The sequence below is a fragment of the Colwellia sp. C2M11 genome, from assembly GCF_018860915.1.
In the GTDB taxonomy this organism is placed as follows: Bacteria; Pseudomonadota; Gammaproteobacteria; order Enterobacterales; family Alteromonadaceae; genus Colwellia.
In genome coordinates this window covers 1-14,265 of sequence record NZ_JAHKQD010000043.1, presented here as the reverse complement: position 1 = coordinate 14,265, position 14,265 = coordinate 1, and the positions used below count along the sequence as shown (strand labels likewise).

Below are 14,265 nucleotides of genomic sequence, written 5' to 3'. Positions count from 1 at the left end.
CTGCATCTATCTTAAAAGCTGTTGCGCTATGCCTGAGTTAACGTTAACTACACTAGTATTATTACGGCCATATTTCCTATTTACTTGAACCTTTAGCATGTTACAAGTAAACACTTGCGTTGAAGAAGCTAATTTAGAGTTAGGACAATCAGCTTCAAGCATATATTTGTTATTGGTAATATCAAGCTCTGGAGGATCAAACTTTTCTGAATCCCATAATGTTGGCATTTCTGCTTCTATCTGTTTTACTTTTTGTACATTGTCATCTTCATCTTTAAAGGTAGCAAGAGACGCGGCAAATTCATTTGTTGACCCCGGCGATACTTGATTAAAAATAATTTCATCTATCGCGCTGATTGCTTCCTGAACAGCAACAACTTTTTCTTCACTAGCTCCTGACATTTTCATATCAGTTGTCGTATTTTGCATTAAGGCAGCAGCGACTGCTGTTAATGCAACAAGAAAAACTAAAGAGACAATTAACACCACACCTTGTTGCTTTCTCGCGTTACCATATTTATTTATTCTATCTATATTATGCATATAAATGACCTACTTAAATTATTTTTGTTGTCACTATAGGTTAATTCAGTTGTGGAAAATTACCATATATCCATACCAGCGTTATACAAAGTTACTGTTGAGCTAAAAAGCAAGCGACGATAATTATCATTAACGGTATAAGTAAGGTTACCTAATTTATAAGTATTTGTATTAGTATATTTTTTATCTTCTAGAATACTACGTGCCAAAACATATACTTTAACTGATATTATGCGACTTGTGGCATTATTCCATAGTTCGTCCGTCATACTCGTTGCTGGAATGTAAGCATTAACAATACCATATCCTGGATCTGTCGGATCGGTTTCCATATCGACTCCATATTCAAAGCGAACTAGTTCAATACCATCAATAATAGGAGCAAAAGACAGAGTATTTGCTAATCTCCCTTGCATTAACACAGGTACAGTATTACTACCGTGGGTTTCTTCTCTAACATAATAAATATGATGTTGATATTCCCAAACTTGAGAGCCTTCTATATTAGGAACAATACCAGCCGAAAAGATAACACCAGTATTCATATTACTTACAAAATAATAATTACCAGCAGGTGCTACATCCCCAGCAGTTAACGCTAATGGTGTCGATACAACACGTTTAAGCTGTAATATATCAGAGCCTATTTTGGCATCCTCTCGGCATCCCGATAATATTTTTGCACTCGTTGCCGTTTCTCCCCAAAGCGTTCTAAAGTGCCCGACAGCTAAAGGAAATGTACCATTATTTATACCTCCTCCTACACACTCTCCTACGGGAGCCGCTAACGTAGAGCTAATACGAGAAAGATCAACAGAGCCGATATAATCCCCCCAAAAATCTTGCCTCAATAAATCATCAGTTAACACACTAATTGCAAAGCGGCCATTTTCTTGTAACTCACCATAACTTGATGTTTCACTCGTTGTGGTTCTCATTCCAACAAATACACTTAAAACGCCCGCAAAAATAACTAAACCAATAATTAAAGCAACAAACACTTCAACCAAACTAAAACCAGACTGATATTTCCTTCCTAGTTTAGCCATTTGATTTACGCTAAGACCTTGTTTGTTTTTTTTGATTTTCATTTACTAGTGTCTCAACTTTAAACTTATTTGTTATTAACAATTATTATAGCTAGCTATATGATAAAAGCATCTACCACGACTTGACGACGAGCACTATCATTTGCACTACCACACGCTTCAGCATTGGCAGAATCTATAGTTTCAATTTTACCTTGCCATGTGATCACAACTTTAACGGAGTTTCCTACCACAGTGATGCAACCAATTCCTCCAACTAATCCACCAACCTTATTCGTAGCCTTGAGCGCATTAGCCCCCATTAATGCTTGCTCCCAACCAAAAAGATCATGAGTAACCATTTCCGCTGGACTGCATAACGAGGCAGGCGAATTACACGTTGGTGGAGAGGTGATTTTACCAGAGCCGTAAGGGCTATTGGCGGCATATAACGATAAAGCACTACTATTATTGCCTCTAATTCTTTCAATAATATCTTGTGCTAAGCTAGAGGCTAATGAACGCTGCATAGCATCAAAGCTTGATTTCTTAGCTGTCGCTTGCATAGCAACGGCCCCGAGAATACCGGTAACCATAATAACTAAGGCAACTAAAACTTCGATAAAAGTCATACCTTTATTCTTACTTTTTTTACTATAATGATATTTATCATTGATTCGTTGTGGCATCGACTTTCTCTTTATATGTTAGCTTCATATTGTCGGGTATAAAAAGTATATGACAGCAAAACTGTAATAAAACAGATTTGAAAAAAGTGCTTTTCAGTTGGGGGGATGTGAAAAAGTTCTTTTAGTAAAATATATTTTTAACTTTGTTAACCTTCTATTTTATAGAAGTATTATTAAAGTAATTACTTTTAAAAGACAGTACTTAACTCTAAGGTTATACAATTTTTTAAGATAAAAACAGTTAATCTTAGTTTTTAATAGCTAAAGGGGATTTAGATATTCAATTTTGTTAAAAAATTTTTACTATGAACAACACTAACCCTTATACTTTTATTATTTATATAAGTTTATTAACAATACATAAATAATATATCTTGTATATTATAGTGGTTGCTATATTCAAATTAACTTAAATATAGCAACCGCATTACAATGGTTAAATTATAATCAAACCAAGATTAACGTAATTCTACAGGTACTGCAAATACAATATTCTCTTTACGCCCAGGAAATTCTTTAACTTCATGACCACCCAAGCTTTTTAGTGCATCAATAACTTGTGTAACGAGTATAGCTGGTGCAGAAGCGCCGGCAGTAACACCGATAGAATTAACGCCATCGAGCCATGATGTTGCAATATCATCCGCAGTATCGATTAAATAAGACGTCGTTCCCATTTTCTCAGAAACTTCTCTTAAACGATTGGAGTTAGAGCTGTTTTTAGCACCCACGACTAATAATAAGTCAACTTGATCTGCAATAGCACGCACCGCATCTTGGCGGTTTTGTGTTGCATAACAAATATCATCCTTACGCGGCCCTTCAATCAGTGGAAATCTTTCTCTTAATGCATCAATTACAGCTGAAGTATCATCTACTGATAAAGTGGTTTGGCTACAGTAGTATAACTTTTCAGGATTTTTTACTTCGAGTTTTAATACATCTTCTGTCGATTCAACAAGGTATATGCCTGCAGTTTCGCTATCATATTGTCCCATAGTCCCCTCAACTTCAGGGTGACCTTGATGACCAATCAGTACACACTCAATATTTTTTCTACTTACACGTGATACTTCCATATGCACTTTAGTGACTAATGGACAAGTGGCATCAAACACTTTTAAGTCACGTGATTTAGCCTCTTTACGAACAGCCTTTGAAACACCGTGAGCACTAAAAATAACAGTGTTATCATCAGGGACTTCATGAATTTCATCAATAAAAATAGCCCCTCGATTTTTAAGACCATCAACGACAAATTTATTATGTACAACCTCGTGGCGAACATAAATAGGTGCACCAAATAAATCTAACGCTCGATCAACAATGCTAATAGCACGGTCTACGCCGGCACAAAAGCCACGGGGATTTGCTAAAATAATTTTCATACAATTCTCTGTCCGTTGGAATACCAACTTATTATAGTATTTCAACCAAATCAATAACAAAGGTGACTGGCTGACCAGCTAATGGATGATTAAAATCAATAGTAACTGAGCTGCCATTAACTTCTTTAATCATGCCTGGTAATTCACCACCGGGCTGAGAAAAAGTAATGATATTACCAACTTTCGCAGGTACTTCAGCAGAAAACTTATCAATATCCATATAATGAATATTATCAGGATTCGTTTCACCAAAAGCATCAACAGCTTCAAGCGTAAATTCTTTACTACTGCCTACTGACATGCCTAATAATTGTGCTTCAAAAGCCGCAGAAATACTCTGGTCTCCCATAATAATTTTAGCCGGCTTATTGTTTACTTTTGTGCTATCAGCAGCTGAACCATCACTCAATTTCATAGTGATATGTACTAAAATACTAGAGTCAGCTTGAATTATTTTTTCAATTGTCATTATTTATCTTCTATTAAGTCTTTGTCGGAGAATATTTCAAGCTATGCTGAATCTTCATTTTTTGTAAAAAATGAGTCAAGAATCATTAACGCTGCGCCAATAAATATCATAGAATCGGCAAAGTTAAAAGCGGGAAAATGATACCCTGACCAATGAAAATCTAAAAAGTCGATAACATAACCAAACAGAGCTCTATCGATAAGGTTTCCTACAGCACCACTTAACATTAACGCGAAAGCAATACTTAAAATAGTGTGTGATTTAGGCGTTTTAGCAAGCCAGATTATAAATACTAAACTAGCAATAGCGGCAATAACCGTAAAAAACCACCGTTGCCAACCGCCCTGATTTGCCAAAAAGCTAAAAGCTGCACCAGGGTTGTGAACATAGGTCAGGTTGAAAAATGGTAATATATTTACTGATTCATAAAGATTAAATGAGCCTACTACTAATTGTTTAGACACTTGATCTAATACTAAACAAAGTAGCGTTAGCCAAAGCCAACGCAAACCTGAATTGTTGAAAGCGGAAATAATATTATGCATATTTTCTAACTTCACCTGCGCCATCAACATTAGTCACACAACGCTGACAAAGTTCAGGATGAGCATCATTTACACCAACATCTTCAGTAACATGCCAACAACGATCACATTTACTGCCTTCAGCTGCTGCTACCGATAACCATAAACCTTCAACGTCAGTTGAATTAGCGCCTTCAGGTACCTGACTAGCATCGGTGACGACATCAACATTAACTTTTGAGGTAATTAACACAAAACGTAACTCTTCACCAAGCTTAGTAAGCTTTTCAGCTAAATCAGCCGTCGCATATAACGTTACTTGTGCTTCTAATGCTTTACCTACAATTTTCTCTTTACGGGCCAGCTCTAATGCGCGATTAACTTCTGAACGAACAAGTAATAATTCACTCCAAAAATCGTTTCCTAACGCCATATCTGTTGGCATAGTTTCTAAACCGTCAAACCAAACACCTGTAAAAACGAATTCATCACGTTTACCACTAACTGGCGTTGGTAGTGCTTGCCAAATTTCTTGTGCGGTAAACGATAAAATAGGTGCCATCCAAGCTGTCATAGCTTCAGCAATTAAATACATTGCTGTTTGACATGAGCGACGTGCATTTGAATCAGCTTTAGCTGTATATTGTCTATCTTTGATGATGTCTAAGTAGAACCCGCCCAACTCATTAGTACAAAAGTTCATAATTTTGTGCGCAACTATATGAAATTCATATTCATTGTATGCATTAATAATTTCTGTCTGTAAATGAGCAGCTTTATCTACAACCCAGCGATCTAAAGCAACCATATCTTCAAAAGCCACAGAATGCTGTGCTGGTTCAAAACCATTTAAGTTAGACAATAGAAAACGTGATGTATTACGAATACGACGATATGCGTCCGCTTGACGTTTGAATATTTCATCGCCCGCAGTAATTTCTTGCGTGTAATTTACTGATGCTGTCCATAAACGTAAAATATCTGCACCTAATGTATTAGTAATCTCTTTTGGTGTAATGACATTTCCTAACGACTTAGACATTTTATGACCGTTAGCATCAACTACAAACCCGTGTGTAAGTACTTGTTTATACGGAGCCTTTCCATTCATTGCTACTGAAGAAATCATTGATGACATAAACCAACCACGATGTTGGTCAGAGCCTTCAAGGTATAAATCAGCAATACCGTCAAACTCTTCACGAGCATTAACGACAGAGAAATGAGTAGTGCCTGAATCAAACCACACATCTAAGGTATCAGGTACTTTAATATATTCTTTAGCATCATCACCAATCAGCTCTTCAGCTTCTAAGTCAAACCATGCTTGAATACCTTTCTCTTCAACACGTTTTGCTACTGACTCAATTAATTCGATGCTACGAGGGTGTAACGCGCCGGTATCTTGATGAATAAATAATGCCATTGGCACGCCCCACGTACGTTGACGTGAAATACACCAATCAGGACGACCTTCAACCATTGATTCAATACGACGTTGACCCCAATCAGGGATCCACTGTGTTTTTTCAATTTCTTTTAATGAATCTTGGCGCAAGCCTTTCTTATCCATACTGATAAACCATTGCGGTGTTGCACGGAAAATCAATGGTGTTTTATGACGCCAGCAATGTGGGTAAGAATGCTCTAATGGTTGATGATGAACTAAGCTGCCATGTTCTTTTAACGTTTCAACAACATTCGCATTGGCTTTAAATACATGTTGACCAGCAAATAAAGGCGTATCTTCAAGATAAACACCATTTGCACCTACAGGATTTGCTACTTCTAAATTATATAACTTACCAACCACAAAATCTTCTACACCATGGCCTGGCGCTGTATGTACACAACCAGTACCAGAATCAGTAGTAACATGTTCACCTAAAACCACAGGTACAGCAAAGTCATAAAACGGGTGTTTAAGTTGCACTAACTCTAGTTCAGCACCTTTACAAAAACCTAATATTTGGTATTTATCTATACCATATCGGCTCATACATGATGTCACTAAATCAGAAGCTAAAATGAAACACTCTTTCCCCTGCTCTGTTTCACATTGTACTAACGTGTATTCAACTTCGGCATGAACGGCAACCGCTCGGTTAGCAGGAAGTGTCCAAGGCGTTGTTGTCCAAATTACAGCAGAAATAGGTCCTTCACTTGCGCTTTTTTCTTGCGAAGAATCCGCAGGAGTGAATTTATCAGCGATACTTTTATCTACCGCGGTAAATTTCACATCAATTGCTGGAGATTGCTTATCTTTGTATTCTACTTCAGCTTCAGCCAGAGATGATCCACAATCCGTGCACCAATGTACAGGTTTAAAGCCTTGATGCAAATGGCCATTTTCGGCAATTTTTCCTAATGAACGAATGATATTCGCTTCGGTATCAAAGTCCATTGTACGATAAGGGTTATCCCAATCAGCAAACACACCTAAGCGTTTAAAGTCTTCACGTTGAGCACTCACTTGTTTGGCTGCATATTCACGACATTTTTCACGAAAGACACTAGCAGAAACTTTATGACCAGGTTTACCTACTTTTTTCTCAACCATCAGTTCAATTGGTAAACCATGACAATCCCAACCAGGCACATAGGGTGCATTGAAATCAGATAATGTTTTTGATTTAACAATAATATCTTTAAGAATTTTGTTTACGGAGTGACCAATATGAATATCACCATTGGCATACGGAGGGCCATCATGCAAAATGAATGATTTCTTACCTTTTTTTGCTGCACGAATTTTTCCGTACAAGTCTTTCTCAGCCCACTCTTTGAGCATATTAGGTTCACGGTTTGCCATATTGCCTTTCATTGCAAAAGTCGTTGCAGGCAAATTCAAGGTTTGTTTGTAATCACTCATTTAAATCATTATCCGATTATTAATTTTTTAAATTGTCAGACACATATGTCTAACCTACATTATTTATTTTTCAAACACATCTTTCGCTTGTTCACTATCTAACTTAATTTGCGCTGTTAACGCTGCTAAGTTTTCAAACTTCATCACTTGACGAAGTTTTTTTATAATTATTACTTCAATACACTGACCATAAATGTCATCACTAAAATCAAAAATATGTACTTCTAACTGTTCTCGAATACCATTAACAGTCGGTCTAGCACCAATATTAGCGACGCCATTAAAAAGACCACCAAGAGTTTTGATCTTTACCGCAAAAACACCGCTTAAAGGCGAATTATGCCTTTTCAGTAAAACATTTGCGGTAGGAAAACCTAATTGTCTGCCACGTTTATCCCCGTGAAAGACTTTACCTATAATTGAATATGGTCTCCCCAGCATATTTTCAACGTTAGCAAGATCATCTTTATCTAATGCAGCTCTAATCGCTGTACTGCTAACTCGACAGTTTTCCATTTTACAACTAGCGGTATCTGTGACTTCAAAACCAAATTTTTCCCCCGCCTGTGTCAACATAGTAAAGTCGCCAATACGATCTTTACCAAAGTGGAAGTCATCACCGACAATTAAATGCTTTATGCCTAATTTTTCAACCAATAAATGCTCAATAAACTGCTCTGCACTTTGGTTAGCAAATTTCATAGTAAAGTTAACACAAATAAGGCGTTGTACACCTAATTTTGATAATAATGAATATTTATCTCTTAATCGGCACAACCTTGCTGGCGCTTTATCTTGAGCAAACACTTCTTGAGGCTGTGGTTCAAATACCAAAACAGCCGCAACACAGTTAAGGGCTTTAGCTCTAGCAACTAATGCTGAAATAACGCGTTGGTGACCTTTATGAACACCATCAAAATTACCTATAGTTAATACACAACCATGATCACTTGGTTGAATATTATGTATACCGCGAACTAACTGCATTATTCTTGACTTCACCTTTAAGGAACAAAAAAAAACAGTACCAATTAATACCTATATAAAGATTAAAACACAAAGCAATGCTCCGTTATAGGCATGATAAAACATAGAATGTAATAACAGGCCTGAAGTCTTAAATAAAAACCTTTATATCGACTGTTTATAAAAATAAATCGCCGAATTATATATTAAAGTGTGATAATAATCAGTAGCTAGCCTGCTTTATTTTTACACTTTTATGTTACGTATAATTTAACTTCAACTTAACTTTCTACTTTAAAGTCTTTAAAACGAACCCCTAACACAAAAATCATAATAAAGTAGCTTAAACAACCAACACTGATACAAAGCACTAGTTGTGTAACTTGTTCAAAAAAGGTCATATTAAGCCACACCTCAAAATCATTTGATAACTGATGAACAACTAACGTCATAACACTTGCTGCGAAAATTAATTTCCCCATAAATATTTTAGTGCTTTTTGCTAAATGATAAATTTTAGCTTGCTTCAAACCTCGGTACAACATCCAAGCATTGAGTGTTGCAGACAAGGTTGTTGCGATAGCCAAACCAACAAAACCAAAAAATGGCGCTAGCATCAGGTTAAAAGCCATATTGGCTACCATCGCTTTTATTCCTATTTTTACCGGTGTTTTAGTATCTTGCCTAGCATAATATCCTGGCGCTAATACTTTAATAAACATAAAACTCAATAAACCAGAAAGGTAGGCAAATAAAGCCATAGAAACTTGTAAAACATCTGCTTGACTAAATTCGCCTCGCATGAAAAGCACCATAATTATCGGTTGTGCCAATACCATTAAACCAGCCAAAGCAGGCCAGCCAAAAAAGCTTATTACCTTAATCCCCCAGTCTAACGTAGCACTAAACTGCTTAGGGTCATTATTGCTATGAAGTTTTGATAAGCTTGGCAATACAACCGTGGCAATACCAATGCCAAACAAACCTAATGGAAATTCTAATAATCTATCAGCATAATATAACCAACTAATAGAGCCGGTTATCAAAAAACTAGCAATTAACGTATCAAGTAATAAATTAATTTGCGTAACAGAAACGCCAAATAATGCCGGAACAATCAGCTTTCTAATTTTAGTAACACCTTTGCTATGCCATGACCAACAAGGCTTTACTAAAACGCCTGCTTTATACAAAAAAGGAATTTGAAATAAAAATTGAATTAAGCCTCCAATAAATACTCCCCAAGCTAGTGCATAAGCGGGACTGTCTGTATATTCAGCACCATATATTGCCATTAAAATAATAACAATATTGAGTAAAACCGGTGTAAATGCTGCAACAGCAAACTTACCCATAGTATTTAAAACAGCGCCAGCAAGTGCAGTAAAACTAATAAACCATAAATAAGGGAATGTTACTTTTAATAAACTGGCTGCTAATTCAAATTTCTCACCGCCGACACTCTCTGGTCCACTATTTAACCATTCAATAAACCAACCGCCACCAAATAAAACAACAAATAAAGGAGAAGCTAACATACCGAACAAGGTCACTAAGGTAATTATCACGCCTAAAGTACCCGAAACTTGTGCTATTAAGCGTCGTGTTTCATCAAGAGAAACCTCAGCATTCATCAGCGTGTTATTGCTATTCTGTCGCAGTGAATTTTTTTCATCTTGAGAGTGATATTCACTTAAGACAGGAACAAAAGCTTGTGCAAAAGCACCTTCTGCAAAAAGGCGCCTAAAAAAGTTAGGTATTTTATTGGCGAATAAAAAAACATCCGCCATCGCTCCTGCTCCCATTAAGTTAGCAATAACAACATCTCGAACTAGACCTAGAACACGTGAAACCAAGGTCATAAAACTGACAATAGCCCCTGATTTAATTAACTTTTTACTCAAAAACAAAACCCTTATAATACATAACAAACGCCCACTTTTATTGTTCGGTTAAGCAGTAAAAATAACGTGCAACCTAAACAACAAAATAAGTAACTAAAAATAATTGCTATTATGTGATGATTTTACCCATTTAAACAATGTATACTTAGCATTGTTCACAACATATTTGGTTAACTGCTTGTTTAATTTTTAACGGGTAACAAAACCAACAATATTCTTTGTAATTGCACTTTTACTATTTTTTAAAAAAATAATTGATTATTTTATTAAGTAGGCAATTAAACATTTGACAATCAGCTAAAAAACAGGCATATTTCGTCGCCTTAAATTTAAGCTTATATATTACATACTTTAGGAGTCACCTTGGCTAACTCAAAGCAAGCTAAGAAGCGCGCAGTACAATCTGAAAAGCGCCGTCAAAATAATGCAAGTCGTCGTTCAATGATGCGTACTTTACTTAAAAAAGTAAACACAGCTATTGAATCTGGTGACAAAGAAGTAGCAACGAAAGAACTAGCTGCTGCAACACCAATTTTAGATCGTTATGCATCTAAAGGTCTTATTCATAAAAACAAAGCAGCTCGTAGTAAGAGCCGTTTAAATGCTGCTGTTAAAGCTTTATAATATTTTTATTTTATAAGTAATGCGCATTATTTTATGAAAAAATTATTACCTTAGAATTGATTTAATAGATCATTTATAAGGTAAACGTAAAAAACCGACTTTTTGTCGGTTTTTTTATGCCTAAAATTCATGTATTCCCTAACTTTACACGCTAAATGTATTTAATTTCGCTGTTCTCTTGCACTTTGAGTTTATTTTTTTTAGTCTCTTTGCCAACTAAGATGCTAACTCACCATTGAGAACGATAATGACTTTGCTAAAAAAATCACACTTAACAACAAAATTCACCAAAATTGCTGCGATAGTGATAGTGACTCTTACATCACTAAGCGCTTGTAATAGTGAATCGAATACATCAAACACGATTGTAAATGAAAGAGCTCCTCAATTATTACCTGAATTTGAAGATCGTTTAGATATTTACAAAGAAGTCACTCTTTCTGCTGATTTAAGTCACTTATCTGATAACCAAAGAAAAATGTTAGCTTTATTGATTGATGCCTCTAAAATTATGGATGACCTATTCTGGCAACAAGCTTTTTCACAAGATAAAAGTACCTTCCTTGCTTCTATTAAGAATGAAAAAGTTCGCCGTTTCGCGGAAATAAATTACGGTCCTTGGGACCGATTAGATGGAGATAAAGTTTTTTTAACACAAAACGATACTAAAGCTGAAGGCGCAGAGTTTTACCCAAAAAGTATGACCAAAGCTGAATTTGAAAAAACAACCTTAGCTAAAAAAGATGGTTTATATTCCATTATTGATCGCGATAATGAAGGGAAACTGACAACCATAGCCTACTCTGAAATGTATAGCGATGAGATTAGTCGCGCAGCAGCCATTTTAGAAAAAGCGGCGACTTTAGCTGATGATAAAGAATTTGCAAATTATCTGACGATGCGAGCTGAGGCACTAAGAACTGATGAATATCAGGCTTCAGACTTTGCTTGGATGGATATGAAAAATAATCCGATAGATGTTGTTATTGGGCCAATCGAAACTTACGAAGACCAATTATACGGTTACCGTGCGGCATTTGAATCATATGTATTAATTAAAGATTTAACATGGAGCGAAAAGCTCGCTAAATATGCACAATATTTACCTGAACTACAAAAAGAGTTACCCGTATCAAATGAGTTTAAAGCCGAAGTACCTGGCTCTGATGCTGATTTAAATGCTTACGATGTAATATATTATGCTGGCCATTCAAACGCAGGCAGCAAAACCATCGCAATTAACTTACCTAATGATGAGGAAGTTCAATTAAAGAAAGGCACACGCCGCTTACAGCTTAAAAATGCAATGCGTGCTAAGTTTGATACTATCATGCTCCCTATCGCTGACACCTTAATTGTACCTGAACAACGTAAAAACGTTACTTTCACAGGCTTCTTTGCTAACACCATGTTTCATGAAGTTGCTCATGGTTTAGGTATCAAAAACACCATAAACGACAAAGGTACTGTACGCCAATCATTAAAAGAACATGCTAGTGCATTAGAAGAAGGTAAAGCAGATATTTTAGGCTTATACATGATACGCCAACTGTTAGATAAAGGCGTTATTACTGAAGGTAAGCTTGAAGAGTACTACACAACCTTTATGGCTGGCATATTTCGCTCAGTGCGCTTTGGCGCAAGTTCAGCACACGGCAAGGCAAATATGGTTCGCTTTAACTACTTCCAAGAGCAAGGCGCTTTCAGCCGTAATGAACAAGGTTTGTATAGCGTGAACATAGATAAAATGAGCGATGCGATCAACTCTTTATCTAAGCTTATTTTAACTTTGCAAGGCACTGGCGATTATCAAGGTGTTGAGCAGTTAGTTGCGACTAAAGGTGTTATTAGTGAAACGTTAGCGGCAGATTTAGCTCGCTTAGAAAGCGCTAAAATCCCAGTTGACATTGTCTTTAAACAAGGTAAAAAAGTATTGGGTTTATAGTACTTTTCTTTAGTTAACTGTATAAATGCTAGCCTAATATTAACATCTAAAAATATTAGGCCAGCACCATTCAATAATTTATAGATATCCAATATATGAATACATAAATTGGATTACCTCACTCTTTAGGGAGTGAGGGAGTCCAATTCTCTCTTCTTTGTCCCGCTTGAACAGCTTATATTTTAAAGTTTAATAACAGCCAACATATCTTCATTGTCTTCATCCATACCGACTTCAGAAAAGCCAAAACTAGAATAAAACTCTTTAGCAACAGGGTTTTTAGGGTTATAACAAATTTCGATTTCTTTTAAACCCGATACTTTTTTTATTTCCGCTAAAGCTAGGTTAAGCGCAGCACGTCCTATTGATTTTTGTTGATGATTTTTATCAACCATAAATCGCCAAATAGAAACTTTAATCTCAGATTCTTTTACCCACATAAAAAAGCCTACAGGCTCTTCTTTCATATAAATAACTCTGGTTTCATACCCTTCATTGTACTTTGATTCAACTATTTACCACATATTACAAGCTATAAAGTCTTCTTGTTCTTTTGTGACATCGAGTTCACAAACCTCTTCATAATTTTCTTTTGTTACTTGGCGAAGTGATACTTCCACAGTGTTTCCTTAAAATATAACACCCGCATAACGGGCAATAACACGTAGGCTAAAATTGGAGCGAAGCGACTGAGCCTACGTGTTATTGTCCCAGCGAGCCTGCGAGCGAGTTTATGCGATTGTTATACGATTTCTGTCGCGTGCCTTTATTTCTGAAGCTTTTTTTAATGCCCACCAACCTATGACTGCACTCATTACAATCCTCGTAGGGAAGTATGCTAAAGCAGGCACAGAAAACAACCAAGATGCAAAGTCTTTAGGCATAACCACGAATGCGACGCTTTTTACCCAATATATAACCTCTACATAGCTTTTTAGAAATTCATCTAAAGATATACCAATAGAGACGAGGTCTGAGGACATAGCCAGCCATAAAGCGTATATACCTAGCCCGCCATCTCCGAAGCTTCCAATAACTGAAGACCAACCAATAAAGAGTAAGAATGCGCGCACAAATGTGTCCTTCCGTGAATCGTATAACGAGCCTGTAGAATAACTCGTTTTTATATTATTTATTAATCAAAATACTCTAACCGGATTGTTTTCTTTTAACAATCAAAAACGTTTACGTTTTTGACGATTTTATTTTTACATCGTTAACTTAACGAAATAGTGGATTAACGTCTGATAATTCAGTGTTATAACGATTTGTATGATGTGGAGTTGGGCTTTTAACCCTTAATGCAGGTTGTT

General features: G+C 36.2%; 12 protein-coding genes and 1 pseudogene. 2 read left to right on the top strand and 11 right to left on the bottom strand.

The window, feature by feature from the left end:
• Positions 1-6: 6 nt before the first annotated feature.
• The 9 genes from KO509_RS11520 to murJ form a co-directional block, all read right to left on the bottom strand.
• Positions 7-543 carry a PilX N-terminal domain-containing pilus assembly protein gene (locus KO509_RS11520; protein WP_215973422.1) on the bottom strand — a complete coding sequence of 179 codons (537 nt, stop codon included), beginning with the start codon at positions 541-543 and terminating at the stop codon, positions 7-9.
• A gap of 59 nt (positions 544-602) precedes the next feature.
• Complete coding sequence (locus KO509_RS11515; RefSeq protein WP_252727523.1) at positions 603-1,634, bottom strand: PilW family protein; 1,032 nt, start codon at positions 1,632-1,634, stop codon at positions 603-605.
• 53 nt (positions 1,635-1,687) lie between these two features.
• Positions 1,688-2,260: a type IV pilus modification protein PilV gene (pilV, locus tag KO509_RS11510; RefSeq protein ID WP_215973421.1), complete on the bottom strand. Its 573-nt coding sequence runs from the start codon at positions 2,258-2,260 to the stop codon at positions 1,688-1,690.
• Positions 2,261-2,718: 458 nt separating this feature from the next.
• Positions 2,719-3,648, bottom strand: a complete 930-nt coding sequence (ispH, locus tag KO509_RS11505) for a 4-hydroxy-3-methylbut-2-enyl diphosphate reductase (RefSeq protein ID WP_215973420.1) — start codon at positions 3,646-3,648, stop codon at positions 2,719-2,721.
• A gap of 31 nt (positions 3,649-3,679) precedes the next feature.
• A complete protein-coding gene (gene fkpB, locus KO509_RS11500; RefSeq protein WP_215973419.1) occupies positions 3,680-4,117 on the bottom strand; it encodes an FKBP-type peptidyl-prolyl cis-trans isomerase in 438 nt (145 codons plus the stop codon).
• A gap of 41 nt (positions 4,118-4,158) precedes the next feature.
• The gene (gene lspA / locus KO509_RS11495; RefSeq protein ID WP_215973479.1) at positions 4,159-4,653 is read right to left on the bottom strand and encodes a signal peptidase II; all 495 of its coding nucleotides are present in this window, start codon (positions 4,651-4,653) and stop codon (positions 4,159-4,161) included.
• Position 4,654: 1 nt separating this feature from the next.
• On the bottom strand, positions 4,655-7,513 hold the full coding sequence (gene ileS / locus KO509_RS11490) for an isoleucine--tRNA ligase (RefSeq protein ID WP_215973418.1): 2,859 nt from the start codon (positions 7,511-7,513) through the stop codon (positions 4,655-4,657).
• Positions 7,514-7,576: 63 nt separating this feature from the next.
• Positions 7,577-8,500: a bifunctional riboflavin kinase/FAD synthetase gene (ribF, locus tag KO509_RS11485; RefSeq protein ID WP_215973417.1), complete on the bottom strand. Its 924-nt coding sequence runs from the start codon at positions 8,498-8,500 to the stop codon at positions 7,577-7,579.
• Positions 8,501-8,760: 260 nt separating this feature from the next.
• Positions 8,761-10,383: a murein biosynthesis integral membrane protein MurJ gene (murJ, locus tag KO509_RS11480; RefSeq protein ID WP_215973416.1), complete on the bottom strand. Its 1,623-nt coding sequence runs from the start codon at positions 10,381-10,383 to the stop codon at positions 8,761-8,763.
• Positions 10,384-10,746: 363 nt separating this feature from the next.
• Between murJ and rpsT the strand changes: the two genes are divergently transcribed.
• Both rpsT and KO509_RS11470 read left to right on the top strand, forming a co-directional pair.
• A complete protein-coding gene (gene rpsT, locus KO509_RS11475; protein ID WP_215973415.1) occupies positions 10,747-11,007 on the top strand; it encodes a 30S ribosomal protein S20 in 261 nt (86 codons plus the stop codon).
• 247 nt (positions 11,008-11,254) lie between these two features.
• Entirely contained in the window at positions 11,255-12,952 is a 1,698-nt protein-coding gene (locus KO509_RS11470) for a Zn-dependent hydrolase (protein ID WP_215973414.1), read from the top strand.
• A 182-nt stretch (positions 12,953-13,134) separates the two neighbouring features.
• Here KO509_RS11470 and KO509_RS11465 read toward each other — a convergent pair.
• Together KO509_RS11465 and KO509_RS11460 are read right to left on the bottom strand one after the other, a co-directional pair.
• A pseudogene (locus KO509_RS11465) lies at positions 13,135-13,572 on the bottom strand (GNAT family N-acetyltransferase).
• A gap of 111 nt (positions 13,573-13,683) precedes the next feature.
• A complete protein-coding gene (locus KO509_RS11460) occupies positions 13,684-14,025 on the bottom strand; it encodes a hypothetical protein (protein ID WP_025256661.1) in 342 nt (113 codons plus the stop codon).
• Positions 14,026-14,265 lie beyond the last annotated feature (240 nt).

Bases quoted from the DNA above. Each gene is read 5' to 3' on its own strand.
- KO509_RS11520 (WP_215973422.1), bottom strand. From the start codon at position 543: ATGCATAATATAGATAGAATAAATAAATATGGTAACGCGAGAAAGCAA.
- KO509_RS11515 (WP_252727523.1), bottom strand. From the start codon at position 1,634: ATGAAAATCAAAAAAAACAAACAAGGTCTTAGCGTAAATCAAATGGCT.
- pilV (WP_215973421.1), bottom strand. From the start codon at position 2,260: ATGCCACAACGAATCAATGATAAATATCATTATAGTAAAAAAAGTAAG.
- ispH (WP_215973420.1), bottom strand. From the start codon at position 3,648: ATGAAAATTATTTTAGCAAATCCCCGTGGCTTTTGTGCCGGCGTAGAC.
- fkpB (WP_215973419.1), bottom strand. From the start codon at position 4,117: ATGACAATTGAAAAAATAATTCAAGCTGACTCTAGTATTTTAGTACAT.
- ileS (WP_215973418.1), bottom strand. From the start codon at position 7,513: ATGAGTGATTACAAACAAACCTTGAATTTGCCTGCAACGACTTTTGCA.
- ribF (WP_215973417.1), bottom strand. From the start codon at position 8,500: ATGCAGTTAGTTCGCGGTATACATAATATTCAACCAAGTGATCATGGT.
- KO509_RS11470 (WP_215973414.1), top strand. From the start codon at position 11,255: ATGACTTTGCTAAAAAAATCACACTTAACAACAAAATTCACCAAAATT.